The following is a 24,450-nucleotide window of genomic DNA, read 5'->3' as shown; positions in this document are numbered from 1 at the left end:
ATTCATGATCCCATATAAGCTTTAGCTCTATGGGATTCCAGCTGGAGTAAGTATGAGCGTACATACCACGCAGGTCCGCGTTAGCGTACCCGCCTTGATCGCCTGCAAGGGCAAACAAAAAATTGCTTCATTAACAGCCTACATCGCGCCTATCGCACGTATGCTGGACGAGCACCTGGATATGATTCTGGTGGGCGATTCGACCGCTATGGTGGGCTATGCCATGCCCGATACCTTAAGCATTACGGTCGATATGATGGCGGCCCATGCTGCTGCCGTGGTGCGTGCGACTCAACATGCTTGTATTGTCGTGGATATGCCGTTTGGCAGCTATCAGGAATCACCCCAGCAGGCATTTGCCAATGCATCGCGTATGCTCGCCATCAGCGGTGCCCAATCGGTGAAGCTGGAAGGCGGTCAGGCCATGGCTGAAACCACGCGCTTCCTGGTCGAGCGCGGCGTGCCCGTGCTGGCACACGTGGGTTTGATGCCCCAGTACGTCAACACCATGGGCGGTTACAAGGCTCAAGGCATGACAGATGCCGCTGCCCAACGTGTGCTGGAAGACGCTGTGGCTCACGCACAGGCGGGTGCCTGGGGTGTGGTGCTGGAAGGGGTGGCAGAAGGTCTGGGTCGCCGTATTACTGAAACCATCGCCATTCCGACCATCGGTATCGGTGCGTCCCCCGCATGTGATGGCCAGGTTCTGGTGACGGAAGACATTCTGGGTCTGACCAATGGCAAGATCCCCAAATTCGCCAAACCCTACGCGGATGTGGGTGCCTTGATCTCCCAGGCAGCCGGTCAATACGCGGCTGAAGTGCGTGATGGTTCTTTCCCCACGCTGGATCAATGTTTCGGTGTGAAACGCTAGTCCGGCTAACTATTCCGCATTAGAATATTCCGTGTTGATAAATGCGGCATTCACATAGAACGACATGGAAATTCGCCAATTAGAAGCCTTTGCAGCGGTGATGTCTGCTGGCAGTGTTACCGCTGCTGGCAGACTGCTGGACCGCTCTCAGCCAGTGGTTAGCCGCCAGATCCAGGAGCTGGAACAGGAACTGGGCTTCAGGCTTTTTACCCGCACCCGTCCGCAGGTCACCTTGACTGAACAAGGGCGCGAGTTCTATCTGGAAGCCCGGCCCGTGCTGATGAATCTGGAGGTGCTGCAAAGCCGCGCTCTGGAAATCGCCCGTGGGGGCCTGCGACCTCTGCGCATCGTGACTACTCACGCCTTGGCGATTGGCTTGGTGCCGCAAGCGCTGGGCATCATGGAGCAGCACGATCCGGCCTTCAAGCAAAAGCTGATTATTGATACGGTAAAGCCGGAAGAAGTGGTGCAAGCCATTGACGAAGGGAGGGCCGATCTGGCGGTGACCAGTTTGCCGCTGGACATTGATGGTTGCACCTTGCATTGGTCAGGTCAAAGCCCCTGCCTGCTGGGCATGGCCGTCAATCATCCCCTGGCCAAACAGGAACTGGTGCGTCTCAGTGATATTCAGGGCACCCCCCTGATTTCCATCCAGAACCGCCACCGCTTGCGTCATACCCTGGCAACCGCCTTGCTGCGTGCCAGTCCGGAAGCTCCGGAAGATATCCGTCATATCGAGGTTGCTTCGTCGTTGGAAGGCCTGGTTCTGGCTAGCCAGGGTGTAGGCGTGTCCTTGATTGACCCCTTTACCGCCCACGGCCTGCCACTGCCCAACGTCGTGCTGCGCCCGATTGATATCCACGTTCCTTATATGGTCGGTGTGGTGTCCTTGCGATCCCGCGAATTGCGTCCCGATGCGCAGCGCCTGGTCGAAGCCATGCGGCAGTATGTGCTGCAATTCATCCCGCGCTTTGTGCTGGGGGACGACACCGGCTTACCAAGTACGCAAGACCCGTTTGACTCACTGTAATCAACACGCTTGTTGATCAAGGCTCGGGCGGCTTTGCTGGATGCTCGTCCGCCTCTGCAGGCCTTAGGGGATCATCGCGTACGCCAGAACTTCCAGCTTCATGCCCGGCTCCACCAAGGCTGCAACGCCAACACTGGCGCGGTTGGGGAAGGGCGCAGAGAAAAACTCTCTGTACACCTTGTCGATGCTGTCCATGTCGGCAACATCGGTCATGTAGATCAGCACTTGGGTGACATTTTCCAGGCTGCCACCGGCCGCTTGCGTGGCCCGTTGCAGATTGGCAAAGGTCAGGCGAGCTTGCTGCTCGATGCTTCCCGTATCAATGCTGCCGTCCGGCCGGACAGGTCCGTTCACCGTAAACAGCATTTCCCCCTTGGCTTTGACGGCCCAGGAAAACGCTTGCTTCAGGGGTGGCAGCCCGACGTCGACAACTTGTTTCATCACTTGCTCCGAGTAGAGGTGACCGGCAAGGACGCAAAGAGCGCGTGCGTGGCATCGCCCAAGCGGGTGTTGGGACGAGCCTGGTCAAGAATGACATCGAAGTGGTTGCGTGCTGGCATTTCGATGGGGGGCAGATACCGGACACCCAATGCATCAAGCGCATCGGCAAAAGCCTGACTCTGGCGTTTGAACTCCGAGGTTTCGATTTCTCCCCAGCTGATGATGGCGGGCGGAAAGCCCGTCAGATCAAGCAGTTGGGGGCTGATCGCCTGTGCGCTCGCCGTGTCCAGAGACAGTGCCTCATTGATGCTGGTGCCAATCAGGGGCTGCAGGTCGTAAATGCCTGAAACCAGTACCGCCGCTGCGGGTGCCCCTACGGGTAAATCGGCATCATCTTTCCATCCACGCAAGCAGCACATGGCAGCCAGATGCGCGCCGGCAGAACTGCCGGAAACGACGATGCGTTGCGGGTCAAAGCCCAGTTCTTCGCCATGTTGATGCAGCCAGCGCAGAGCCTGGCGGCACTCCAGCACCATGTCGTGGACAGAGGCTTGCGGTGCCAAGGTGTAATCAATGGCGGCAAAGGCAATGCCGGCCTCGGTGCAATCCGGGGCCGAGAATAAAGAGGAGGCTTTGGAAAGCTCCTGCCAGTAGCCGCCATGAATAAACAGCAGCAGCGGCGGGAGGGATTCCGAGTCGTGGGGTGCAGGTAAAAAGAGGTCAAGCTTATGCGCAGCGGCATTGCCATAGGCAAGCTCGGCATGCCGAGCTCCGCTTTGCAAAGCTGCTGCGCTAAGTGTGGCGTAGTCCTCGATGTAGGGCGCGTAGTTCCCGCCTATACAGGAGCTGGGCGAATATTCGCGTTCGCGCTCCTGCGCGGAGAGTAAGTCGTGTGGAGCCTGCATTACAGCGCGGTCCGAACAGTCCAGATTTCAGGGAACAGCACCACATCGAGCATCTTGCGCAGGTAGCTGACGCCGCCTGTGCCGCCCGTGCCGCGTTTGAAGCCGATGACGCGCTCAACAGTCGTGACATGGCGGAAACGCCAAAGACGGAAGGCGTCCTCAATGTCGGTCAGCTTCTCGCCCAGCTGGTATAGATCCCAGTGTGCATGCGGGTCACGGTAGACCTCCAACCATGCAGCTTCCACCTCGGGGCTGGCTTCGTAGGGCTGTGTCCAGTCACGGTCCAGGTGATCGGCGGGAATGGCAAAGCCCTGGCGGGCCAGCAGGCGTAGCGACTCGTCATAGAGCGAGGGGGCACGGTACGCCTTGTCGACCATCTGGAGCAGGTCTGGCCTATGGGCATGGGGCTTGAGCATGGCCGCATTCTTGTTGCCCAGAGCAAATTCAATGCAGCGATACTGCGCGCTTTGAAAACCGCTGGAGCTGGCCAGATAAGGGCGCATCGCCGTGTATTCCGGCGGGGTCATGGTCGAGAGCACGGTCCAGGCACTGACCAGCTGCTCCATGATGCGCGAGACCCGCGCCATCATCTTGAAGGTGTCGGCGTAGCGGTCGGCTGCGATGGCTGCAGTGGCGGCGGTCACTTCATGCAGCATCAGTTTCATCCAGAGTTCGCTGGTCTGGTGCTGGATGATGAACAGCATTTCGTCGTGGGCAGGCGAGAGCGGGTGTTGAGCGCCCAGCACCTCGTCCAGGTGCAAGTAGTCGCCATAGCTCATGGATTGGCTGAAATCCAACTGCGCTTTTTCTTCCGAAACAATGCGCTCTGTCTCGCTGATTCCCTTGTCAGCCGATGCTTTGGAAGCATTCATTTGTTCTGTTCCCGGTACGTTAATAATGATCTGCGCGACCTGTGGAACAGGTCGCGTGGGTCGATAGAAAATCAAAGTCGCGTTGCGCGCCGAGGGGAGTTTGCAATGCATCTTGCCCGAAGGTCTCCATCAGCGGCAGGATGCGGTCACCTGAGTAGGCGGGCATAGGGGTAAAGCTGAAATGGGTCTGTGGTTTCATAATTTCATCCCACTTAAATTTATGCGTTGATCTTATGGATTTAAGGGTCTTGCGCCAAGCTGTTTTTTATAGAAGCATAACTTTTTCTGAAAAACTTAAAAAACGGGTTTTTTTATGCAAATAGAACTGGATCAGGTGGATGGCAGTTTGCTGGCTGAGCTGCAAGGAAACGCCCGGCTGACAACAAGCGAGCTGGCGCAAAAAGTGGGCATATCGCAGTCGCCTTGCTGGCGCCGGATTCGACGTATGGAAGAAGCCGGGCTTATTTCAGGCTACCACGCCCGGCTGGATCGGCGTGGCCTGGGTTATGGCGTGGTGGCCTTTGTCAGCATCAGTGTGGACTTTCAAAATGAAGAGCGTTCGGTGCAATTTGTGGAGGCCGTGCGCGATATTCCGGAGGTGGTGATGTGCCACGGCATTGCCGGTCCGGCGGATTTTTTGCTGATGGTCGTGGCCAAGGATCTGGACAGCTATTCGGAATTGTTGCAACGAAAATTGCATCGTTTACCCGGTGTTCGGCAAGCGCAGACCAGTTTTTCCTTGCAGGAATTCAAGGGCCTTAACGCGCTGCCAATCCCAGCAATGGCCGGCTCTGCAGCCTGATCAAGTGCTCTGCAAAAGCTGATGCGCGGCTCGCTCACAAAGCGTGTCGAGTCGCTCATCACGAATCAGGTGGCTAAGGGTTAGCTCTGATTTGTTGTCGTAGAAGTCCGTCCTTAGAATTGATCAAAAATCACAAATCTTTGCTCGAATTCACGTTGTGACGGAATTTAATGAAACATTCAGATGCTGCAAGCACAAGCGCTCCGCTCGAAGCTTTTCAACCCATCGTTCGGCAATCCGTCAACGAAGCGGTCTATCAAGCCCTACGTAACAAGCTGATGCACGGTGAGTACCGTGCGGGCCAAGTGCTTGGCATTCAGTACCTGGCCGATGCGCTGGGCACCAGCACCATGCCCGTGCGCGAAGCATTGCGCCGTCTGGTGGCACAGCAGGGGCTGGAGCCTTTGCCTAACGGCACTACCCGTGTTCCTTTGATCACCAAAGCCTGCCTGAGCGATATTCGCCGCGCCCGTGTTTTGATCGAAGGCACCGTCACCGAATGGGCGGGGCCTTTCCTGACTCCGTCCGTGCTGGATCAGCTGGAACAACTGGCGCAAGAAATCACCCAAGAGCGCCGCACGCCCAAAGGCGTGGCCAGCAGTCTGGAAAAAAACCGGATCTTTCATTTCACGATTTACGGAGCTGCTCAGTCTCCCGTCATGCTCGCCATGATCGAGAGCCTGTGGCTGCAGTCGGGCGCTTACTTGCGTGAAACCCGCGAGCAGCTACACAACGAAGACTCTGCCGATCACCTGCACGAATCCACCGTCAAAGCGCTGCGCACGGGCAATTTTGCCCAGGCGCGCCAATACATTCAGGAAGATGTTTCCTGGATCTTCGACCGCTTGGACCTGGCCGATTAAGTCGATCTCTCAACTACTCATCACCACCAAAGACCATGCTAAAAAAACATAGATCAAAAGCAGTGACCGAGGGCGTGACTCGCACCCCACACCGAGCCTTTCTGCGTGCAACAGGCCTGGACGATGATGATCTGGACCGTTCGATGGTCGCCATCATTGGAACCGCCGGAGACAACACACCCTGTTCCAAATCGCTGGGCCCACAAGCAGACAGCGTTCGCCTGGGTGTAGCCCAAGGTGGTGGCGTACCCGTCATGATGAACACGATTTCCGTGTCCGATGGCACCTCCATGAACCACGCTGGCATGCGCATGAGCCTGGTCTCGCGCGAGATGATTGCCGACAGCATGGAAATAGCCGTGCGTGGCCATGCCTATGACGCTTTGGTCGGTTTGGGCGGTTGCGACAAGACGCTGCCCGGCACCCTGATGGCCATGGCGCGCCTCAATGTCCCTTCGGTTTTCATTTACGGTGGCTCCATGTTGCCGGGCTACTCGCCCGATGGCACTGAAAACACGGTGCTGACTGCCATTGAGGGTGTGGGTCGTTATCAGACTGGTGCGATTTCCCTGGAGCAACTGCACGGCATTGAGCGCACCTGTGCCATGACCGTGGGTTCCTGTCCGGGCCAGTTCACCGCCAATACCATGGGTATGGTAGCAGAGGCTTTGGGCATGTCCTTCCTGGGTTCGTCGACCACCCCGGCGGTTTACAGCCAGCGGCACGCACTGGCTCGCCGAGCTGGTCGCCGCGTGATGGAGATTCTGGAAAACGGTGGTCCTTTGCCGCGTGATCTCATCACCCGCAAGAGTCTGGAAAATGCCGCAGCGGCTGTTGCAGCGACTGGCGGCTCGACCAACGTGGCCTTGCATATCCCTGCTATTGCGCACGAAGTGGGCATTCGTTTCACCATGGACGATCTGGCCGAAGTGTTCAACCGCACGCCGCTGATTGCCGACCTGCAGCCTGGCGGCCGTTATCTGGCTCGCGATCTGGACGTGATCGGTGGGGTGCCTGTAGTGCTCAAGGCACTGCTGAAAAGCGGCCACCTACACGGCGATGTGTTGACCATTACCGGCGAAACCTTGGCCGAAGCCCTGGAGAGCTTCCCCGATGTGGATGGCCGTATCGTGCGTAGCAGCGATCAGCCCATCCATGCGTCGGGCGGTCTGGTCGTGCTCAAGGGCAATCTGTGCCCCGATGGCGCCTTGCTGAAGATTGCCGGCTTGAAGTCTCTGGTTTTTGAAGGCCGTGCTCGCGTCTTTGAAACCGAGGAAGATTGCATGGCCGTGGTGTCCAAGCAGGCCTACGAGACTGGCGACGTGCTGATTATCCGCAACGAAGGGCCCAAAGGCGGCCCCGGCATGCGCGAGATGTTAAGCGTTACCGCCGCTATTTACGGCCATGGCAATGGCGAGAAAGTGGCACTGCTGACCGATGGCCGTTTCTCCGGCGCGACACGCGGCATGTGTATCGGCTATGCCAGCCCCGAAGCGGCAGCCGGTGGGAACATCGGCTTGGTGCGCGACGGCGACCGTATCACCATCGATGCCACGCAAAGCAGCATGCAGCTGCATGTGTCCGACGAGGAGCTGGCTGCACGCAGAGAGCAATGGAAACCCTTCGTACGAGATCGTTTGGCTGGCGCGCTGGAGAAGTACGCACGCCTGGTTGGACCGACCAATGAGGGGGCAGTGACTCACTCGGGTGCTGCCGAGTGGCCGCAAGAGCAGCTTGAGGACGTATAAGATGAAACTCGGTTTTTGCGGTTTGGGATTGATGGGTGCTGCCATGGTGCAGCGCCTTCTGAAAGCGGGTCACGAGGTCAAAGTCTGGAATCGCTCCAGGGAAAAGGCCGAGCCGCTGGCAGCGCTCGGCGCGCAGATTGTGGGCACGCCACGTGAAGCGGCTGAAGGCACCGACGGCGTCTTGTTATGCCTGTTTGATGCCAAGGCTGCCGAGGCTGTGGTGTTCGGTGCGGACGGGATTGCTCAGGCAACGGGCCTTAAATGGCTGGTGGATCACTCCAGTATCGACCCTGAGGCCACACGCAAATTGGCCGCCCGTTTGCTGGAAAGCTGCGGAGCGGACTGGATTGATGCCCCGGTGTCTGGCGGTATTCCCGGCGTGGAGGCCGGTACCCTGGCCATCATGACGGGCGGTAGTGAAACCCATATGGCTGAAGCCGAGGCCGCCATGCGCGCCTATGCCGGCAATATTACGCATATGGGGCCTTCCGGTACCGGGCAGGCGACCAAGCTGTGCAATCAGGCCATTGTGGCGACCTCGATTGCGGCGCTGGCCGAAGCCATTGGCTTTGCCCAGCGCAATAACATCAATGTGGACAAGCTGGCACCGGCGCTGGCGGGCGGCTGGGCGGACTCCAAGCCCTTGCAGATCTTTGCCCCGCGCATGATAGAAGCCCAGGCGAAAAGCATCGGTGCGCTGTCCACCATGCTCAAGGATATCGACACCTTGATCGCCAATGCTCAACACAGCGGTGCGCCTATGCCGGTTGCGGCCAGCGTGCAGCAAATGTTGCGCGTGGCAAGCGCCATGGGTTTGGGTCAGGCCGAAGTGTCTGCCTTGGTCAGCGTTGTGCTGCCCGAGCAGCGTGACGCCTTCCTTAGACAGATAGACGCATAAGACAGGCGGCTCCCATGCAACTATCCGCTAATCTCAGCTGGTTGTATCGGCATCTGGACTGGAGCGAACGTTTCGAGGCTGCAGCGGCTGACGGTTTTCAGGGCGTCGAGATTTTACTGCCCTATGACTATGCACCCGGCTGGTACGCCAGTCAGTTGCAAGCCGCCAAGCTGGAACTGACACTGATCAATACGCCGATAGGCGAGGGGCAGGGCAGGTTGGGCTGGGCGGCCATTCCCGGCGCACAAGCGCAGTTTCAGGAAGCCTTTGATCGCGCCCGTGCTGTGGCACAGGCTACCGGCTGCCGCCGTATTCATGTGATGGCGGGTGACGTCAGCCCTTTTGCACAGCAAGACTGTCGGGCCGCACTGCTCAGTAATCTGGAACAGGCTTTGGCCCTGGCTGAAGCGGATGATCTGGTGCTGACGCTGGAGGCGCTCAACCGCAGCGATATGGCCGGGTACTTCTATTATTTGCCCGAGCAGGTCATTGAGGTGCTCCAGCATTTCAACTCCCCGCGCCTGCGTCTGCAGTTTGATTACTACCACTGCGTCAAAGAAAGTCTGGATGTCCCGTCCAGCGTGGCAGTCTGTGCTCCCTGGATTGGCTATGTGCAGATCGCGGGTGCCGATGGTCGCTACGAGCCTGATCTTGCACAGCATGATTTGCTGGCAGGCGTAGCCGCTCTGCCCGCCTTGGCTTACGACAGCTGGCTGGGTTGCGAGTATCAGCCTCGCGGCTTGCCTTCAGAAGGTTTGGCTTGGTGCCAGCCCTTGCGTGATCGTGGTGTGCTGGCTGCGCCACGTCAGCGTGATGCTGCTTGCATGCAGGCTGCCGGGAGATAAGCCATGAAGCACGTCTTGATTACCGGCGCCAACGGCTACATCGGTCAAGCGCTTGCTCGTGCGGCGGCCAAACTGCTTGCGGCTAATGAGATTCAAAGCCTGACGCTGACGGATTTGGCTTTTGAAGAGCAAGGCTATCCCCACCTGCCTGGACTGCGTTGCATTAGTGGTGACTTGTCCGATAAAGCCGTGCTGGGGGCGGTGCTAACGCCGGCACCCGACACGGTTTTCCATCTGGCCTCGGTGACCAGTCGGCTGGCTGAAGAGAATTTTGCACGGGGTTTGCGCGTCAATATAGACGGCACGATAGGCTTGTTTGAGCATCTGCGACAGCAAGGCCAGTGTCCCGTTGTGGTGTATGCCAGCAGTATCGGTGTCTTTGGTACGCCACTGCCCCAGCAGGTGGATGACAACACGCCCGTCGCACCCACTTTAAGTTACGGGACGCAGAAGCGGATGGTGGAACTGCTGCTTGCCGATTACAGCCGCCGGGGTTTTCTGGATGGCCGCTCGGTTCGTTTGCCTACTGTGGTTGCCCGCCCCATGACTGCTGAAACAGCCTTGTCTTCATTTGCCAGCTCTTTGATCCATGCCTTGGCTGCTGGAAGCACTTACGAGTGCCCCATCGGCCCCCAAGGCTGGATCTGGCTGCTTTCCTTGCCCGCCTGTGTGCGGCACCTTCTGACAACAGCGAGCCTGGAAGCCGCTCGCTTGCCCGCTGGTCGGGTGTGGAATCTTCCCGCCCAGCGTCTTCAGGTGGCAGACCTGGTACAGGCTGCCAAATCCCGCTATGGCCGGGGGGCCGATGCGGGATTGAGCTTTCAGTCCAACCCTCAGTTTGACCAGCAGTTTGCCCAGTGGCCGCCTTTGACAACGGCAATCGCCACGCAGTTGGGTATGCATCATGACGGCGATGCCGAAACCTTGATTGAGCAGGCCCTTGTCTCCTGACGGGCCTGGCTAACTATACCTATAACGAACTACCACCAAAAAAGGATTTCCCCATGAAGAACCGATGGATTTCTCGCCTGTTGGGTATGGCCTTAACCAGCCTGGCAGTGGCAGCTGGTCCCGCAAAAGCAGACAAGCCTGTGGAGCTGACTTTCTCTGCCTGGATTCCGCAAACGCATGTGCTGGTGGCGAACTTCATGAAGCCCTGGGCCAAAGAGGTGGAGCAGGCCACTGAAGGGCGCGTCAAGATCAACTTTCTGACCAAGGCCGTGACCAACCCGGTTGGGCACCTGGATGCGGTACGCAATGGGATTGTGGATCTGGCCTTTATTTCCTACTCCTATTACCCCGGCAATTTTGATTTGATGAAATTTGCCATGCTGCCGTTCTCGGGCAATAGCGCCGAGTCTACTTCGCTGGCGGCCTGGGACATTTATAGCAAGTACCTGCAAGATGCCAAAGAGCATCGCGGTATCAAATTGCTAGGCATTTATGGACACGGCCCAGGCAGCGTCTACACCACTGACAAGCAGGTACAGAACATTGCCGACTTCGAGGGCCTGAAGCTGCGCATTGGTGGTGGCATGCAGGCCGACTTGTCCAAGGCCCTGAAGGTGAACGCGGTTGTGAAGCCAGCCTCCGAATCGTATGAGCTGCTGAGCACTGGCGTGGTGGACGGCGTGCTGTTCCCGCCCGAGTCTGTGGCCTCTTTCCGCCTGGATACGGTGGTCAAGCACGCCACGGTTTTCCCTGGTGGCCTCTATGCGGATCTGCACGGCATCATCATGAACCCGAGCGCCTTTGATCGTTTGTCTGAAAAAGACCGCGAGATTCTGATGAGCCTGTCCGGTGAGCATATTGCTCGCCTGGGCGGCAAGGCCTGGGGGGATGCAGACGTGGCCGCCATGAAGATCCTGGAAGAGCACAAGGTGCAGTTTCATCCTGCCAGCGATGAGCTGATTGCCGCCGTCAAAGAGCGCACAGCGTCCTTCGAGCAGGCATGGCTGGATGCTGCCAAGGCCAAGGGCATAGACGGGCCTGCTGTACTGGCCGAGTTTCGTGCCGACCTGAAGCAGCGGGAAAGCGCGAATTGATCAGCACACGCAGACTGTCTTGAACCTGCTGTGCGCCTCGTGCGCCAGCAGCCCCGGAGCTACAAAGCATGAACTCCATTCTCTCTTTATTAAGAGCGGGTCTTCGACGTTTGACCGAGTTATGCATGGTCTCGCTGGCCTTGCTGACTCTGGCTGATGTATTAGGGCGCTACATTTTCAACGTATCGGTCATGGGGGCGGTAGAGCTGACCGAAATATTGATGGTAGGTGTCATTTTCTGCGGCATCGTTTTTGCCACCATGGAGCGTGAACACGTTGTTGTTGATTTAGTGCCTATTCCTGGTGGGGAGAAGGGTGTCCGTGTCGTCCATGTCACCAGCCACCTGCTGGCTGCTGGAATCAGTGCCTTGCTGGCCATGGTCAGCTGGACACAAGCCGAGTCGGCGGCCGAATACCTGGATCAGACCACTTTGCTGGGGCTGCCATTGGCTCCGGTTGTTTATTTCATGAGCATCATGCTGTTCGTCAACACCATCGTGGAGCTGGCTCAGCTTCGCCGGGATCTGAACGCAGACACCGCCCATCTGGAAGAAGAGGCACAGAATGACTGAAGCACTGATTGGCTTTGCAGCCATGCTCCTCTTGATCTTCCTGCGGGTGCCGGTGGCGTTTTCCATGGCCCTGGTGGGCTTTATTGGCGTTGGCATCATGCGCAATTGGCCTTCTGCCTATGCCATGACCGGCGCAGTCGTGCGTGAAAGCGGATTTCAGTATTTGCTGTCCGTGTTGCCGCTGTTCATCTTGATGGGTAATTTCATTACTCAAGCCAAGTTGTCCAAAGAACTGTATGCCGCGGCGTATGCCTTCCTGGGCCATCGTAAAGGCGGTTTGGCCATGTCTACGGTGGTGGCCTGTGGTGGCTTTGGTGCGGTGTGTGGCTCCAGCCTGGCAACAGCGGCCACCATGTCCAAGGTGGCTTATCCGGAAATGCGCAGACTGGGCTATAGCCGTGCGCTGGCTTCCGGTTCCATCGCCGCCGGTGGCACGCTGGGCATTCTGATTCCGCCCTCTATTGTCATGGTGGTCTATGCCATCTTGACCGAGCAAAGCATCGGCAAGATGTTTGCTGCCGGTATTTTGCCAGGCCTGCTGGCCATTATTTTCTATCTTCTGGCGGTGCGCTGGACGATCTGGCGTGACCCCAATGCGGGCCCTCCCGGCGAGCGCATGAGCTGGAAAGAGCGTTTGCTTGCGTTGCGCGATGTCTGGGGCGTGCTGGTGCTGTTCATCATCGTCATGGGCGGTATTTACGGCGGGATCTTCAGTTCTACCGAAGCGGCGGGGATTGGTGCGTGTGGTGCCTTCCTGTTCGCGCTGTTGCGTGGCCGTTTGACCTGGCAAGTGCTTTCCAACGTGCTGGTCGAGTCGGCGCGTACCACGGGGATGCTGTTCATGGTGCTGATCGGAGCCTTGCTGTTTTCCAGCTTCATCAACTTCACCTCCATGCCTGGCGATTTGCAGGATTGGGTGCAACAGTTCGATATGAGCCCGATCGTGGTGATTCTGCTGATTTGCGCGATTTACATCGTGCTGGGCAGTGTGTTGGAAAGTATGTCCATGGTCTTGCTGACCGTGCCTATTTTCTACCCCTTGGTGCAGCACCTGGGCTTTGACCTGATCTGGTTCGGCATCATCGTGGTGGTGGTTACGGAAATCAGCTTCATCACCCCGCCCGTGGGCATGAACGTGATGGTCCTGAAAAGCCTGCTGCCCGACGTGAAGATGAGCACGCTGTATCGGGGTGTGATTCCCTTCGTGGTAGCCGACGTTTTCCGCCTGGCGGTGCTTTTGGCCTTCCCGGTCATCTCGCTGCTTTTGCCCAAATACCTTGGATAAAAACGGATTCGCAATATGATTATCGACCAAAGAACCTACACCATCCCCACCGGCCTGCTGCGCGATTTCCTGTCCTTGTACGCTACGGAAGGACGTGCCATACAGATCGAACATCTGGGCCCCTGCCACGGCTACTACACCACGGAAGTAGGCGAGTTGAATCAGGTGGTGCACCTGTGGGCATACGAAGATATGGCTGACCGAGAGGCCCGTCGTAATGCCTTGGAGGCTGACCCCCGCTGGTTGGCCTATCGCCGTAAAGCCGCCGCTGCGGGGCATGTCATACGCCAGAGCAATGCACTGTTGAAACAAGTCGATTTCGACGTTTTTACGAGCGAATGATGACCATGAGCCAGAAAATTCTTCAAGCCTGCCCCTTGCCACCACCGCTGGCGGGCAAACTGCCCGCCTTGTGCCCGGTCGAAACCCTGAGCGATGCGCCTGATCAAGCGGCGTTCTTGCGTGAGCGCGGCGCTGAATTCACGGTGCTGATCACCACCGGAACGCAGGGCGCAGACAAGGCACTGATTGATGCCTTGCCAAACCTGAAAGCGATTTGTAGCCTGGGCGTTGGCTACGATGCCATCGACCTGAATGCCGTCCGTGCGCGTGGGGTGATGCTGAGCAATACGCCGGATGTTCTCAACGATTGCGTGGCCGACTTGGCCATGGGCTTGCTAATCGATACGGTGCGGGGCATTTCTGTTTCTGACCGTCACGTTAGGCGTGGTGACTGGCCGCGTGTCGGTCCCACCATGCCAAGCACGCGGGTCAGCGGCAAACGTCTGGGCATGTTGGGCATGGGCCGAGTCGGACAGGTGATTGCACGTCGCGCGATCGGCTTTGACCTGGAGATCCGCTATCACACACGTAGCGCCAAACCCGAGTTGCCTTGGCAGCACGAGCCTTCGCTGCTGGCCTTGGCGCAATGGTGCGATTTCCTCATCGTGGCGTGCCCCGGCAGCCCGGAAACCTATCACCTGGTGTCTGCCGAGGTCTTGAACGCTCTTGGGCCCCACGGCTACCTTATCAACGTCGCCCGTGGTTCTGTCGTGGATGAAAAAGCCCTGGTCGCCGCTCTTGAAAACGGCCAATTGGCAGGAGCAGGGCTCGATGTGTTCGAGAACGAACCTGAAGTGCCAACTGAATTGCTGAGCAATGATCGGGTCGTAGTATTACCCCATGTAGGGAGCGCGACCCGTGAAACCCGAGCGGCCATGTGTGATTTGGTATTGAAGAATGTGGAGCGTTTCGTCAAGGAAGGGGAGCTGGTGACGCCGGTGAGGCTATAAGGGTTCTAGGGTTCGTAAAGGGCCACGCATTGGCAGGTTTGGAGCAACAACTCTGCTTTCAGATGATGACCCAATGCTGAGTCTGTAGATAGAGCGTTTGGTGCCAACCAGGGTGATGGCGTATTACTTTGGTCCCCTGGTCTTGGCACAAGCTTCCCCGTCAATTAGGTGTATTTTCCTTGTATGAAGCGATGCGTTCAGTCATATACTTGATGCTTAAACAATTAAATTGAATCGGGCCTTGAATGCCCGGCATCAGGTGGGGAGACAGCTTGCATCATGCGGCTCAGCATTCAGGACTTTCAGTTAGCGGCTCAAAGCAGCCTGCCCCGTTTTGTCTATGACTATGTTGCAGGCGGGGCAGAAGACGAACTTTGTCTGACTCGTAATCAGGCAGATTTGCAGGCTCTGACTTTATCGCCGCGCAGTTTGCGTGACACTTCGGCACTTTCAACAGAGATAGAGGTCTTTGGGCGACGATGGTCAGCGCCTTTTGGCGTAGCCCCTGTTGGCCTGATCGATGTCGTGCGCCCTCGTGGGGATCTGCACGCTGCACGTGCCGCAGGCAAGGCTGGCTTGCCGTATATCTTGTCTACAGCCTCCAACAGCCCCTTGGAGCAAGTGCGTGAAGTCTGCGAAGGCCCATGCTGGATGCAGCTGTATGTGATGCAAGACAGGGGTATGGCCAATTCCATTCTGGATCGTGCCCGCCAGGCTGGATTCGAGGCCCTGGTTTTGACCGTCGATGTGCCCGTAGGGGGGTATAGAGAAAAGGACATACGCCATGGCTTCAAATTGCCGTTTCGTCCCGGTCCCCGCTTGTTACTGGATATGGCGTCGCAGCCCCGCTGGTTGTGGCGTCAGGCCTTGGCAGGGCAACCCCAGTTCGTCAACCTGATGCCTACGGAAGGAGCCACATCTGCCCAGGCGCAGGCGGCACTGCTGGCCCGGAGCATGGACCGCCGTTTAGTGTGGGACGATGTCTCCTGGTTGCGCTCCAAATGGGATGGCCCCTTATTGATCAAGGGGGTGCTGCACCCTGAAGACGCGCGGCAGGCTCTGCGCTACGGAGTAGATGGGCTGGTCGTTTCCAATCATGGTGGTCGACAACTGGACTGCGCACCTTCAACAATCAGTGTCCTCCCGCAAATCATGGATGTCGTCAAAACGCAGATGCCGGTGTTTATTGATAGTGGTTTTCGGCGGGGTTCGGATGTCGCCAAAGCCATTGCTTGCGGAGCAAGTGGCGCATTCTTGGGGCGCGCCGTGGCCTATGGTTTGGCTCAAGGTGGCGAACAGGGTGTTGCACAGGTGCTTAGTCTGATCGCCCAGGAACTGGAGCGAACGATGATTCTGTTGGGGGCTTCATGTCCGGCAGATTTGGCTCAATGTCTTGTATCCTCTACCGACTAAGGTGTCAGACACTTGCTGAAATCAGCATCGAGAAGTTTACCTGGGGGGATTTGTGAAAGGAAGCTGTCTTTGCCAAGGCGTGGTCTTTGATATCACCGGCTCCATTACGGATCTGCTCTATTGCCATTGCCGTATGTGTCGCAAGTCTCATGGTTCTGCGTTCAGGGCGCGGGGCAAGGTAAAGACTAAAGACTTTCATTGGCTTCGCGGGCAGGAGCTGTTGTGCTTTTATGAGTCCTCGCCAGGGGAACACCGTGGCTTTTGCTCTCGGTGTGGATCAAATATTTTGACCAAGTTTGATCAGAAGCCGGGGGAGCTAGGCTTGGCGCTAGGTGTATTGGATGATGACCCTGGTGCGCGTCCCACGTGCCATGTGTTCGTAGGTTCGAAAGCATCTTGGCATGAGATTACTGATGATCTGTCTCAGTACGAAGCATTCCCGCCAGAGTAAAGGCAAGATCCCGACAGCAGAAAAACAAAACGCCAAGCTTTCAAAAGCTTGGCGTTTTGTTTTATTCGTGGTGCCGGCTAAAGGAGTTGAACCCTCGACCTTCGCATTACAAGTGCGCTGCTCTACCAACTGAGCTAAGCCGGCGAATTGACGATTATAGCCGGGTTTTTCGCCAAGAAGCAATCATCAGAAAAATATTGCTGTGGTGCACACCACGCCAGCCCAGCCAATAGATAGGTTCTGGTTATAAGAGCATGATGAAAATGTCGTTTTAAATGCCTTTTCCCCTACCCATAATCTGATCTATCCAAGCTGCGCTTATATAGATAGCACGCGATTGAACATCAGTGACGGGCTCCGAAGGCCGCGTCCGGGACCTTTGGGGAACACCATGAAATTGAAGTCTGTTGTTGGCTCTGCCTTGTTGTTGGCGTCTTTGCTGGGTGGCACGGCCAGTGCCCAGGTTTCTTTGCTGAACGCCTCGTTTGACGTGGCGCGCGAGACCTTTGCGGCGATCAATCCCAAGTTTGTTGAACACTGGAAAGCGACGACTGGTGAAGACATCAAGATTGACCAGTCGTTTGCAGGCACCTCCCGTCAAGCCCAGGACATTATTCAGGGCAAGAAAGTAGACACTGTCACCTTCAACCAGGTTACTGATATTGAATTCCTGGCCGAGCGCGGCGCGGTGGCCAAGGACTGGGCCAGCAAGTTCCCGAACAACAGCTCGCCTTACTACAGCACCATCGCTTTTCTGGTGCGCAAGGGCAATCCCAAGAACATCAAGTCCTGGGACGATCTTGTGCGTGACGATGTGAAGCTGGTGTTCCCGAACCCCAAGACCTCGGGTAATGCCCGCTACACCTATTTGGCGTCCTGGTTGTACGCCAATGAGGCTTTCGGCGGTGACGAAGCCAAGATCAAGGAGTTTGTCGGCAAGGTGCTGGGGAATGTAGAAAGCTTCCCCACAGGTGGTCGTGGTGCGACCGTGGCGTTTGCCCAGAATGGTCAGGGCGACGTTTTGCTGACCTTTGAATCCGAAGTGATCAATATTGCTGCCAGCGATGAGTTCAAGGGCAGCGAGCTGGAAGTGGTGGTGCCCCCTGTCAGCGTATTGGCCGAGTTCCCGGTAGCCGTGGTGGACCGAGTGGTCGACCAGAAAGGCACTCGCAAGGAAGCAACCGAGTACCTGAAGTTCCAGTACACCCCCGAGATTCAGCGCCTGCTGGCTGGTTTCAACTACCGTGTGACGGATCCTGCCGTGGCCAAGGAGTTCGAGTCCAAGTACGCGCCGGTCAAGCTGATCAATCCTACTGATGTTCTGGGTTCCTGGACTGACATCCAGAGCCGCCACTTTGCTGCTAACGGGGTGTTGGACCAGTTGCTGGCCAAGTAATTCATGAGTCGTACTCTTGTGGGCGGGGCGCAGGATTCCGGGGCGAAGGCTGCGCTAAAGCCCATCTTCTTTCTGCGTCGCCCCGTCATGCCGGGTTTTGGACTGAGCTTTGGCTTTAGCGTCCTGTACCTGTCCATTATTGTGCTGCTGCCTTTGTCGGCCTTGTTCATGTACGTCAGTGACATGAGTCTGGCCGATTACTGGCGTGCGGTGACTGATAAACGCGTTGTCAGCAGTTATCAGGTCACGATCAGTGCCGCTTTTTACTCCACTGTGATTGCCAGTGTGGTGGGCTTCATCATTGCCTGGATTATCACGCGCTTTGAGTTTCCGGGGCGCCGTCTGATTGATGCTTTGGTGGACCTGCCGTTTGCCTTGCCAACGTCGGTAGCAGGTTTGACCTTGGCGACGCTATTTGTGCCTGGTGGCTGGTTTGGCCAGTTTCTGCCGGAGGGTTGGAAGGTTGCTTATCAATACCCCGGTATTGTGTTGGCCATGACGTTCACCAGTTTGCCCTTTGTGGTGCGTATCGTGCAGCCCGTGATTGAAGAGCTGGGTGCCGAGTATGAAGAGGTTGCCCACACCTTGGGTGCCAGTGGCTGGCAGACCTTCAGCAAGGTGGTGTTCCCACCGCTGATTCCTGCTCTGGTGACTGGAGCGTCTCAAGCTTTTATTCGTAGCCTGGGTGAGTTTGGCGCAGTCATCATGATTGCGGGCAATATTCCCTTCAAAACTGAAGTGTCGTCCCTGATGATTTTTGTGCGGCTGCAAGAGTTCAATTACCCGGCCGCTGCCGCGATTGCCTCGGTGATCTTGATCGCATCCTTGCTGCTCTTGTTCACCTTGCAGATGGTGCAGAATCGTCTATTGGGCTGGCAGCGGAGGGCACCATGAGAAAAACACCTAAAAGCACGGCAGACCGCCTGATTTTGGCCTTGGGCATTGTGTTGGTGCTGGGGCTGCTGGTAGTCCCCTTGGTACTGATTTTCTCCAAAGCCTTGGGCGATGGTTTGCCTGCCTTGTGGAGCAATCTGCAAGAGGACTATATGCTGCATGCCATCGGGTTGACTCTGTTTGTGGCGGTGCTGACGGTGCCCCTGAATATGGTCTTTGGCATCTTGCTGGCCTGGTGTCTGACGCATTACCAGTTCCGTGGTCGTCGTTTGCTAAGTACCTTGGTGGATTTGCCTTACGCGGTCTCTCCGGTGGTGGCGGGCCTGTGTTACCTGGTGGTCTACGGTGTGGAGTCGTCCCTGGGGCAATGGCTAAGCGCGCGTGACATTCAATTGATGTTTGCCTGGCCGGGTATCTTGATGGTCACTATCTTTGTGACGACGCCTTATGTGGCTCGTATCCTGATTCCCATCATGCAGGCTCAGGGTTCGGATGCACAGGCGGCGGCTCTAAGTCTGGGTGCAAACGGCTGGCAGATCTTCTGGCATGTGACGCTGCCGGATATCAAATGGGCCTTGCTCTATGGCGTGGTGTTGACCAATGCCCGTGCGATTGGGGAGTTTGGGGCCGTGTCCGTGGTGTCGGGCACCATCATGAATCAGACTTTGACCTTGTCCTTGCTGGTGGATCAGCTGAACAACGATAACAAGGCAGCAGCGGCTTTTACAGCGGCTGCGTTGCTGGCGGTGTTCGCGATTGTGTCTGTGATGCTCAAGAGCCTGCTGGAGTGGCGTGTGGCGGCTGGACGTCGCCGTAATCAAGTGGAGGCAGTACAAGGGTAGATGGTGGGCTGGAGGCTTGGGAAATATTTTCAGTGGCGTTAGGTGGCTGAGTATTCCCTGAGGTGGTTTAAGTAGCTGATACTGATCTGCCAAGCCAAGCCAAGCCAAGCCAAGCCAAGCCAAGCCAAGCCAAGCCAAGCCAAGCCAAGCCAAGCCAAGCCAAGCTAAGCCAAGCCAAGCTAAAGCCAAAGCGTGGGTGAATGCCGAGCTTGGAACCCAAATAAATAGAGCCCCATGCGGGGCTCTATTTTTGTCTGCGTCGAACGTGCCTTATTTGACGATCTTCAGGTGCGAGACCTTGTCAGCGTCTTTCTTGGCAGCGGGAGCTTCCGGAGCCGCTTCAGGAGCGGCGTCCGGTGTGTCACCTTCTGCGTAAGGCTCGGACTCCACCACCTCAAAACCCATACCAGCGCCTGTTTCGCGTGCGTAGATGGCCGATACAGCTGCCACGGGTACGAAAATGTCTTCCGTGACGCCGCCAAAGCGGGCCTGGAATTCAATGTAGTCGTTGCCCAGGATCAGGCCATTGGTGGCCAGATGCCCGATATTCAGGGTGATTTGACCATCCTGAATATGGCCGCGTGGAACAACCGTGTTGGCGTCTACCGTGACCACGATGTGTGGGGTGTATCCGTGGTCGGAACACCATTCGTGTAGAGCGCGCAGCAGGTAAGGCTTGGTCGAGGTTTCTTGCATAGTGGATTAGCGACGCATGACTTTTTCGGAAGGAGTCAGTGCTTCAATGTAGGCAGGACGCGAGAATACGCGCTCGGCGTACTTTTGCACAGGAGCAGCGCTCTTGGGCAGTTCGATACCGTAGTGGTCCAGGCGCCAGAGCAGGGGAGCGATCGCCACGTCCAGCATGGAGAATTCTTCGCCCAGCATGTACTTGTTCTTGAGCAAGATGGGAGCCAGCTGCGACAAGTGGTTGCGGATTTGCTGACGGGCCAGTTCTTGTGCCTTGGCATCCGCGTTGCGGCGGTCTTCCAGGGCGGCCACGTGCACAAACAGTTCCTTTTCGAAGTTGTACAGGAACAGGCGTGTGCGGGCGCGCATGGTGGGGTCCGCAGGCATCAGCTGAGGATGCGGGAAACGCTCATCAATGTACTCATTGATGATGTTCGATTCGTACAAGATCAGGTCACGTTCTACCAGGATTGGCACCTGTCCGTAGGGGTTCATGACGGCGATATCTTCAGGCTTGTTGTACAAGTCGATGTCGCGGATCTCGAAATCCATGCCTTTTTCAAACAACACGAAACGGCAGCGCTGTGAGAATGGGCAAGTTGTTCCAGAGTAGAGCACCATCATGGTAGGAGATTCCAGTCGTAGAAATAAAAACAAGAGCCTCACGGCTCAGAATTTAAAACCCTGCAAGGGGTTTTAACAATAAAAAGCCGGGCAGGCTAGTTAAGCCTGCCCGTCTAGCATAGCGTTTTACTTGATGTCTTTCCAGAAAACGCTGTTCAGGCGCCATGCAACGGCAAAGAACAAGAGCAGGAACAGGATCACGCCCACGCCAATTTTCTTGCGCTCCAGCTGCACAGGCTCGGCCATCCAGTCCATGAAGTTGGCCAGGTCGGCCACGTCGCTGTCGTATTTGGCAGCAGCCTTGGCGTTAACAGGCTCAAGCTTGACGCTGTCAGTAGCGTGGCCGGTGTAATCGGCCAAAACTTCTTTCTTGACGTCGGAGAAGCCGGCTGGATCGTAGGTGGCTGTGGTCTTGACCCATTCCTTGCTGCCATCGTCCTTGGCTTCCTGAGCTACGGTCGTGCGGTGCAAGGTGACGCCACCTTGGCGCTCCCACATGGCGTGAGGCATACCCACGCTTGGGAAAACCAGGTTATCCCAGCCGGTTGGGCGGGATGCGTCACGGTAGAAAGTGCGCAAGTAGGTGTAGATGTAGTCTGCGCCGCTGGGGCCCAAGTTGGTGGACTTGGCACGCGCAATCACGGACAGGTCCGGAGGAGCGGCACCAAACCACTTCTTGCCCATTTCAGGGGTCATGGCGATCTTCATCAGATCACCCACCTTGTCCGAGGAGAACAGCAAGTTTTTCTTGATGTCCTCTTCGGTCAGGCCGATGTCTGTCAGCTTGTTGTAGCGCATGGAGTTGGCGCTATGACAGTTCAGACAGTAGTTCACAAACAGTTTTGCGCCATTTTGCAACGCCGCCATGTCATTCATGCGGTCGGGCGCGCGCTCCAGGGCATAGCCACCTTCGGCGGCCACAGCCACCGTGCAGGTAAGGGACAAGGCCAGAGCGCCAAGCAGTTTCTTAATCATGGTCATTCCGTTTCGTGTTGGGGGCCTAGTGAGGGCGGAAAGTCACGCGATCAGGTTCGGGTTTGAACGTACCCATGCGGCTCCATACTGGCATCAGCAGGAAGAAGGCCAGGTAGATCACCGTACCGATCTGGCTCAGCAGGTTGAACAAGTCGTTCGGAGCCTGTGTGCCCAGGTAACCCAAGATCAGGAAGTTGATGATGAAAATCGCGTACAGCACTTTGTGCCAGGTAGGACGGTAGCGAATCGACTTCACAGGCGATTTATCCAGCCAAGGCAGGAAGAACAGGATCACGACCGTACCACCCATGGCCACCACGCCCCAGAACTTGGCGTCGATAACACGCAGCAGCACAGCAACAGCGATCAGGACAGCGGGTACGACCAGGCGCCAGATACCGGGCAGCTTGCCTTTGACGAACAGCACCAGAGCACCCAGCACGGAAGCACCGGCCAGAACCCAGGTAAAGTCGGCAGTCGTGGCACGCAGCATGGAGTAGAACGGCGTGAAGTACCAGACAGGAGCAATGTGCGGAGGAGTCTTCAGTGCATCGGCAGGGCTGAAGTTGTTGAACTCCAGGAAGTAGCCGCCCATTTCAGGGGCAAAGAACACAATAGCGGCAAACACAATCAGGAAGCCCGCCACACCCAGGATGTCGTGCACGGTGTAGTAAGGGTGGAAGGGGATGCCATCCAAAGGACGACCTTGAGCGTCTTTGGGGCCTTTCTTGATTTCCACGCCGTCGGGGTTGTTGGAACCCACTTCGTGCAGAGCGATCAGGTGAGCCACAACCAGACCCAGCAGGACCAGAGGCACCGCAATCACGTGCAGAGCAAAGAAGCGGTTCAGGGTGGCGTCGGACACCACGTAGTCACCACGGATGAAAATAGCCAGATCAGGACCAATGAAAGGAATGGCCGAGAACAGGTTAACAATCACCTGGGCGCCCCAGTAAGACATCTGGCCCCATGGCAGCAGGTAGCCCATGAAGGCTTCAGCCATCAGACAGAGGAAAATGGCAACGCCAAAGATCCAGACCAGTTCACGTGGCTTGCGGTAAGAACCGTAGAACAAGCCGCGCAGCATGTGCAGGTACACCACCACGAAGAACATGGAAGCGCCTGTGGAGTGCATGTAGCGGATGATCCAGCCACCGGGCACTTCACGCATGATGTATTCAACCGACTCAAAGGCCAGCTTGGCATCAGGCTTGTAGTTCATGACCAGGAAAATACCAGTCACGATCTGGATAACCAGCACCAGCAGTGCCAGAGAGCCAAAGAAGTACCAGAAGTTGAAGTTCTTCGGCGCGTAATATTCTGACATGTGCTCTTTGTACATGGATGTCAGGGGGAAACGCCTGTCAATCCATCCCAAGAGTCCTGTCGTTTCGACGGTTTTCTCGCCAGCCATGAAACGGCTCCTTTATCTTTTTAAATAGTACGTATTGGGTTACAGCCGCCTTAGGCCTTGTTGTTTTCGTCTACGCCGATGGTAACCATCGTGCCGTCAGCCGAGAACTCGTAGGGCGGGATTTCCAGATTGTCTGGAGCAGGCTTGTTGCTGTAGACGCGGCCGGCCAGGTCGAACGTGGAGCCGTGGCAGGGGCACAGAAAGCCGCCTTCCCAACCACCGGGCAGACCAGCGCCAGCGCCAGCAGCCAGATGCGGGGTAGGGGAGCACCCCAGGTGGGTGCAGATACCGATACAGATAAAGATTTCAGGGCGACGCGAACGGTATTCGTTCTTGGCGTACGCAGGGGTGTAACCGGGGCGATCCGAGTCAGGGTCGGCCAGCTGGCTGTCCAGCTTGGGCAGTGCGTCCAGCTGCTCTTTGGTGCGGTGCAGAATCCAGACGGGTTTCCCGCGCCATTCCACGGTGCGCATCTGACCGGGGGCGATACTGGAAATATCGACCTCTACGGGAGCGCCGGCCGCTTTTGCTTTCTCGGAAGGAGCAAAGGAGCTGACAAAGGGAACAGCTGTCGCCACACCAGCGACACCACCTAATGCACAGGCGGTGGCGACCCAGGTGCGGCGCGAAGGATCGGGCGGAAGATTGAAATCAACCGCGCCTATGGCATCGGGCTGTGTCGTATTCTGACTCATTCTAGTATCCTTATTCCTGCCCGACTCGGGCAATACCACAATTTACGGATTTGGGCCTGGGTATATTATTCAACCGCACATTATACGCGTTACCCAGCGCAGCATAACTTGATCAAAGGTGAACATATGAACAAGGCTCGAGGTTTCCTGAACGAATTCCGGGAGTTCGCAGTTAAGGGCAACATGATGGACCTTGCGGTCGGTGTCATTATTGGCGCTGCTTTTGGCAAGATTATCGACTCGCTGGTAAAAGACATCGTCATGCCCGTCATCAGTTTCATCCTTGGCGGCGAAGTGGATTTTACCAACCAGTTCACGGTCTTGCGTACACCAGAGGGCTTTACCGGCCCAGAAACCCTGGAAGCTCTGAATGCGGCCGGTGCTGTTGTTTTGTCGTGGGGTAACTTCCTGACCATTTTCATCAACTTCATCTTGCTGGCCTTCGTGGTGTTTTGCATGGTCAAGATGATTAACCGTATGCGTGCCACCGTGGCCAAGGCTGAAGCTGCTGAGGCCGTACCCGAACCAACCCCTGAAGACGTCATCTTGCTGCGCGAGATCAGGGATTCGCTGAAAAAATAAAAGCC

The 24,450-nt window shown here is 56.8% G+C and carries 28 protein-coding genes and 1 tRNA gene; 19 read left to right on the top strand and 10 right to left on the bottom strand.

What is annotated here, in order from left to right:
- Positions 1–52: 52 nt before the first annotated feature.
- Together panB and WFM49_RS12700 are read left to right on the top strand one after the other, a co-directional pair.
- Positions 53–874, top strand: coding sequence for a 3-methyl-2-oxobutanoate hydroxymethyltransferase (panB, locus tag WFM49_RS12705; RefSeq protein ID WP_009456821.1), 822 nt, complete (start codon positions 53–55; stop codon positions 872–874).
- Positions 875–938: 64 nt separating this feature from the next.
- On the top strand, positions 939–1,904 hold the full coding sequence (locus tag WFM49_RS12700; protein ID WP_009456820.1) for a LysR family transcriptional regulator: 966 nt from the start codon (positions 939–941) through the stop codon (positions 1,902–1,904).
- A gap of 63 nt (positions 1,905–1,967) precedes the next feature.
- On the opposite strand, the gene WFM49_RS12695 is transcribed toward WFM49_RS12700, so the two are convergent.
- From WFM49_RS12695 to WFM49_RS12680, 4 genes are read right to left on the bottom strand one after another with little or no spacing between them, the layout of a single operon-like run.
- Positions 1,968–2,345 carry a RidA family protein gene (locus tag WFM49_RS12695; protein WP_035269810.1) on the bottom strand — a complete coding sequence of 126 codons (378 nt, stop codon included), beginning with the start codon at positions 2,343–2,345 and terminating at the stop codon, positions 1,968–1,970.
- Positions 2,345–3,250, bottom strand: a complete 906-nt coding sequence (locus WFM49_RS12690; protein WP_336973566.1) for an alpha/beta hydrolase — start codon at positions 3,248–3,250, stop codon at positions 2,345–2,347. The genes WFM49_RS12695 and WFM49_RS12690 overlap by 1 nt, the downstream gene beginning before the upstream one ends.
- Positions 3,250–4,122, bottom strand: a complete 873-nt coding sequence (gene kynA, locus WFM49_RS12685) for a tryptophan 2,3-dioxygenase (RefSeq protein WP_021447253.1) — start codon at positions 4,120–4,122, stop codon at positions 3,250–3,252. Before kynA ends, WFM49_RS12690 begins: the two co-directional genes overlap by 1 nt.
- Positions 4,123–4,141: 19 nt before the next feature.
- The gene (locus tag WFM49_RS12680; protein WP_021447252.1) at positions 4,142–4,321 is read right to left on the bottom strand and encodes a hypothetical protein; all 180 of its coding nucleotides are present in this window, start codon (positions 4,319–4,321) and stop codon (positions 4,142–4,144) included.
- Between the two features lie 114 nt (positions 4,322–4,435).
- Here WFM49_RS12680 and WFM49_RS12675 point away from each other — a divergent pair, with 114 nt between their 5' ends.
- The 13 genes from WFM49_RS12675 to WFM49_RS12615 all read left to right on the top strand — a co-directional run bounded on the left by WFM49_RS12675 (position 4,436) and on the right by WFM49_RS12615 (position 16,336).
- Positions 4,436–4,924, top strand: coding sequence for an Lrp/AsnC family transcriptional regulator (locus WFM49_RS12675; RefSeq protein ID WP_009455426.1), 489 nt, complete (start codon positions 4,436–4,438; stop codon positions 4,922–4,924).
- A gap of 170 nt (positions 4,925–5,094) precedes the next feature.
- The gene (locus WFM49_RS12670) at positions 5,095–5,787 is read left to right on the top strand and encodes a GntR family transcriptional regulator (RefSeq protein ID WP_336973564.1); all 693 of its coding nucleotides are present in this window, start codon (positions 5,095–5,097) and stop codon (positions 5,785–5,787) included.
- 35 nt (positions 5,788–5,822) lie between these two features.
- A complete protein-coding gene (gene ilvD / locus WFM49_RS12665; protein ID WP_031232959.1) occupies positions 5,823–7,535 on the top strand; it encodes a dihydroxy-acid dehydratase in 1,713 nt (570 codons plus the stop codon).
- A gap of 1 nt (position 7,536) precedes the next feature.
- The gene (locus tag WFM49_RS12660) at positions 7,537–8,433 is read left to right on the top strand and encodes an NAD(P)-dependent oxidoreductase (protein ID WP_009455433.1); all 897 of its coding nucleotides are present in this window, start codon (positions 7,537–7,539) and stop codon (positions 8,431–8,433) included.
- Positions 8,434–8,447: 14 nt separating this feature from the next.
- Positions 8,448–9,278, top strand: a complete 831-nt coding sequence (locus tag WFM49_RS12655; RefSeq protein WP_268379519.1) for a hydroxypyruvate isomerase family protein — start codon at positions 8,448–8,450, stop codon at positions 9,276–9,278.
- A gap of 3 nt (positions 9,279–9,281) precedes the next feature.
- Positions 9,282–10,229, top strand: coding sequence for an NAD-dependent epimerase/dehydratase family protein (locus WFM49_RS12650; RefSeq protein WP_035269821.1), 948 nt, complete (start codon positions 9,282–9,284; stop codon positions 10,227–10,229).
- Positions 10,230–10,282: 53 nt separating this feature from the next.
- Complete coding sequence (locus tag WFM49_RS12645) at positions 10,283–11,323, top strand: TRAP transporter substrate-binding protein (RefSeq protein ID WP_021447249.1); 1,041 nt, start codon at positions 10,283–10,285, stop codon at positions 11,321–11,323.
- A 68-nt stretch (positions 11,324–11,391) separates the two neighbouring features.
- A complete protein-coding gene (locus WFM49_RS12640; RefSeq protein ID WP_235332453.1) occupies positions 11,392–11,895 on the top strand; it encodes a TRAP transporter small permease in 504 nt (167 codons plus the stop codon).
- Positions 11,888–13,180, top strand: a complete 1,293-nt coding sequence (locus WFM49_RS12635; protein WP_035269825.1) for a TRAP transporter large permease — start codon at positions 11,888–11,890, stop codon at positions 13,178–13,180. The genes WFM49_RS12640 and WFM49_RS12635 overlap by 8 nt, the downstream gene beginning before the upstream one ends.
- 15 nt (positions 13,181–13,195) lie before the next feature.
- Positions 13,196–13,522 (top strand): NIPSNAP family protein, encoded by a 327-nt coding sequence (locus WFM49_RS12630; protein ID WP_035269826.1) that lies wholly within the window; start codon positions 13,196–13,198, stop codon positions 13,520–13,522.
- The gene (locus WFM49_RS12625) at positions 13,522–14,472 is read left to right on the top strand and encodes a 2-hydroxyacid dehydrogenase (protein WP_336973727.1); all 951 of its coding nucleotides are present in this window, start codon (positions 13,522–13,524) and stop codon (positions 14,470–14,472) included. Before WFM49_RS12630 ends, WFM49_RS12625 begins: the two co-directional genes overlap by 1 nt.
- A gap of 279 nt (positions 14,473–14,751) precedes the next feature.
- Positions 14,752–15,885, top strand: coding sequence for an alpha-hydroxy acid oxidase (locus WFM49_RS12620; protein WP_336973553.1), 1,134 nt, complete (start codon positions 14,752–14,754; stop codon positions 15,883–15,885).
- Between the two features lie 52 nt (positions 15,886–15,937).
- On the top strand, positions 15,938–16,336 hold the full coding sequence (locus WFM49_RS12615) for a GFA family protein (protein ID WP_336973551.1): 399 nt from the start codon (positions 15,938–15,940) through the stop codon (positions 16,334–16,336).
- A 68-nt stretch (positions 16,337–16,404) separates the two neighbouring features.
- On the opposite strand, the gene WFM49_RS12610 is transcribed toward WFM49_RS12615, so the two are convergent.
- Positions 16,405–16,480: transfer RNA gene (locus WFM49_RS12610), tRNA-Thr, on the bottom strand.
- Positions 16,481–16,727: 247 nt separating this feature from the next.
- On the opposite strand from WFM49_RS12610, the gene cysP reads away from it, so the two are divergent.
- The 3 genes from cysP to cysW are packed head-to-tail and all read left to right on the top strand — an operon-like array spanning position 16,728 to position 19,468.
- Complete coding sequence (cysP, locus tag WFM49_RS12605) at positions 16,728–17,732, top strand: thiosulfate ABC transporter substrate-binding protein CysP (protein WP_042485687.1); 1,005 nt, start codon at positions 16,728–16,730, stop codon at positions 17,730–17,732.
- Between the two features lie 3 nt (positions 17,733–17,735).
- Positions 17,736–18,626 carry a sulfate ABC transporter permease subunit CysT gene (gene cysT / locus WFM49_RS12600; protein WP_051359144.1) on the top strand — a complete coding sequence of 297 codons (891 nt, stop codon included), beginning with the start codon at positions 17,736–17,738 and terminating at the stop codon, positions 18,624–18,626.
- The gene (cysW, locus tag WFM49_RS12595) at positions 18,623–19,468 is read left to right on the top strand and encodes a sulfate ABC transporter permease subunit CysW (RefSeq protein ID WP_336973547.1); all 846 of its coding nucleotides are present in this window, start codon (positions 18,623–18,625) and stop codon (positions 19,466–19,468) included. The genes cysT and cysW overlap by 4 nt, the downstream gene beginning before the upstream one ends.
- A 270-nt stretch (positions 19,469–19,738) precedes the next feature.
- On the opposite strand, the gene WFM49_RS12590 is transcribed toward cysW, so the two are convergent.
- From WFM49_RS12590 to petA, 5 genes are all read right to left on the bottom strand, one after another.
- A complete protein-coding gene (locus tag WFM49_RS12590; RefSeq protein ID WP_009455465.1) occupies positions 19,739–20,164 on the bottom strand; it encodes a ClpXP protease specificity-enhancing factor in 426 nt (141 codons plus the stop codon).
- Between the two features lie 6 nt (positions 20,165–20,170).
- A complete protein-coding gene (locus tag WFM49_RS12585) occupies positions 20,171–20,779 on the bottom strand; it encodes a glutathione S-transferase N-terminal domain-containing protein (RefSeq protein ID WP_009455466.1) in 609 nt (202 codons plus the stop codon).
- Positions 20,780–20,905: 126 nt separating this feature from the next.
- On the bottom strand, positions 20,906–21,760 hold the full coding sequence (locus WFM49_RS12580; RefSeq protein ID WP_336973544.1) for a cytochrome c1: 855 nt from the start codon (positions 21,758–21,760) through the stop codon (positions 20,906–20,908).
- Between the two features lie 19 nt (positions 21,761–21,779).
- The gene (locus tag WFM49_RS12575; RefSeq protein ID WP_009455468.1) at positions 21,780–23,168 is read right to left on the bottom strand and encodes a cytochrome b; all 1,389 of its coding nucleotides are present in this window, start codon (positions 23,166–23,168) and stop codon (positions 21,780–21,782) included.
- Between the two features lie 50 nt (positions 23,169–23,218).
- A complete protein-coding gene (gene petA / locus WFM49_RS12570; protein WP_009455469.1) occupies positions 23,219–23,863 on the bottom strand; it encodes a ubiquinol-cytochrome c reductase iron-sulfur subunit in 645 nt (214 codons plus the stop codon).
- 126 nt (positions 23,864–23,989) lie between these two features.
- Here petA and mscL point away from each other — a divergent pair, with 126 nt between their 5' ends.
- The gene (gene mscL, locus WFM49_RS12565) at positions 23,990–24,445 is read left to right on the top strand and encodes a large conductance mechanosensitive channel protein MscL (RefSeq protein WP_009455470.1); all 456 of its coding nucleotides are present in this window, start codon (positions 23,990–23,992) and stop codon (positions 24,443–24,445) included.
- Positions 24,446–24,450: the final 5 nt, after the last annotated feature.

The organism is Alcaligenes sp. PF14 (assembly GCF_037150615.1).
Classification (GTDB): Bacteria; Pseudomonadota; Gammaproteobacteria; order Burkholderiales; family Burkholderiaceae_B; genus Alcaligenes; species Alcaligenes phenolicus.
The sequence above is the reverse complement of the archived record's forward strand: the minus strand, read 5'-3'. Positions and strand labels throughout refer to the sequence as shown.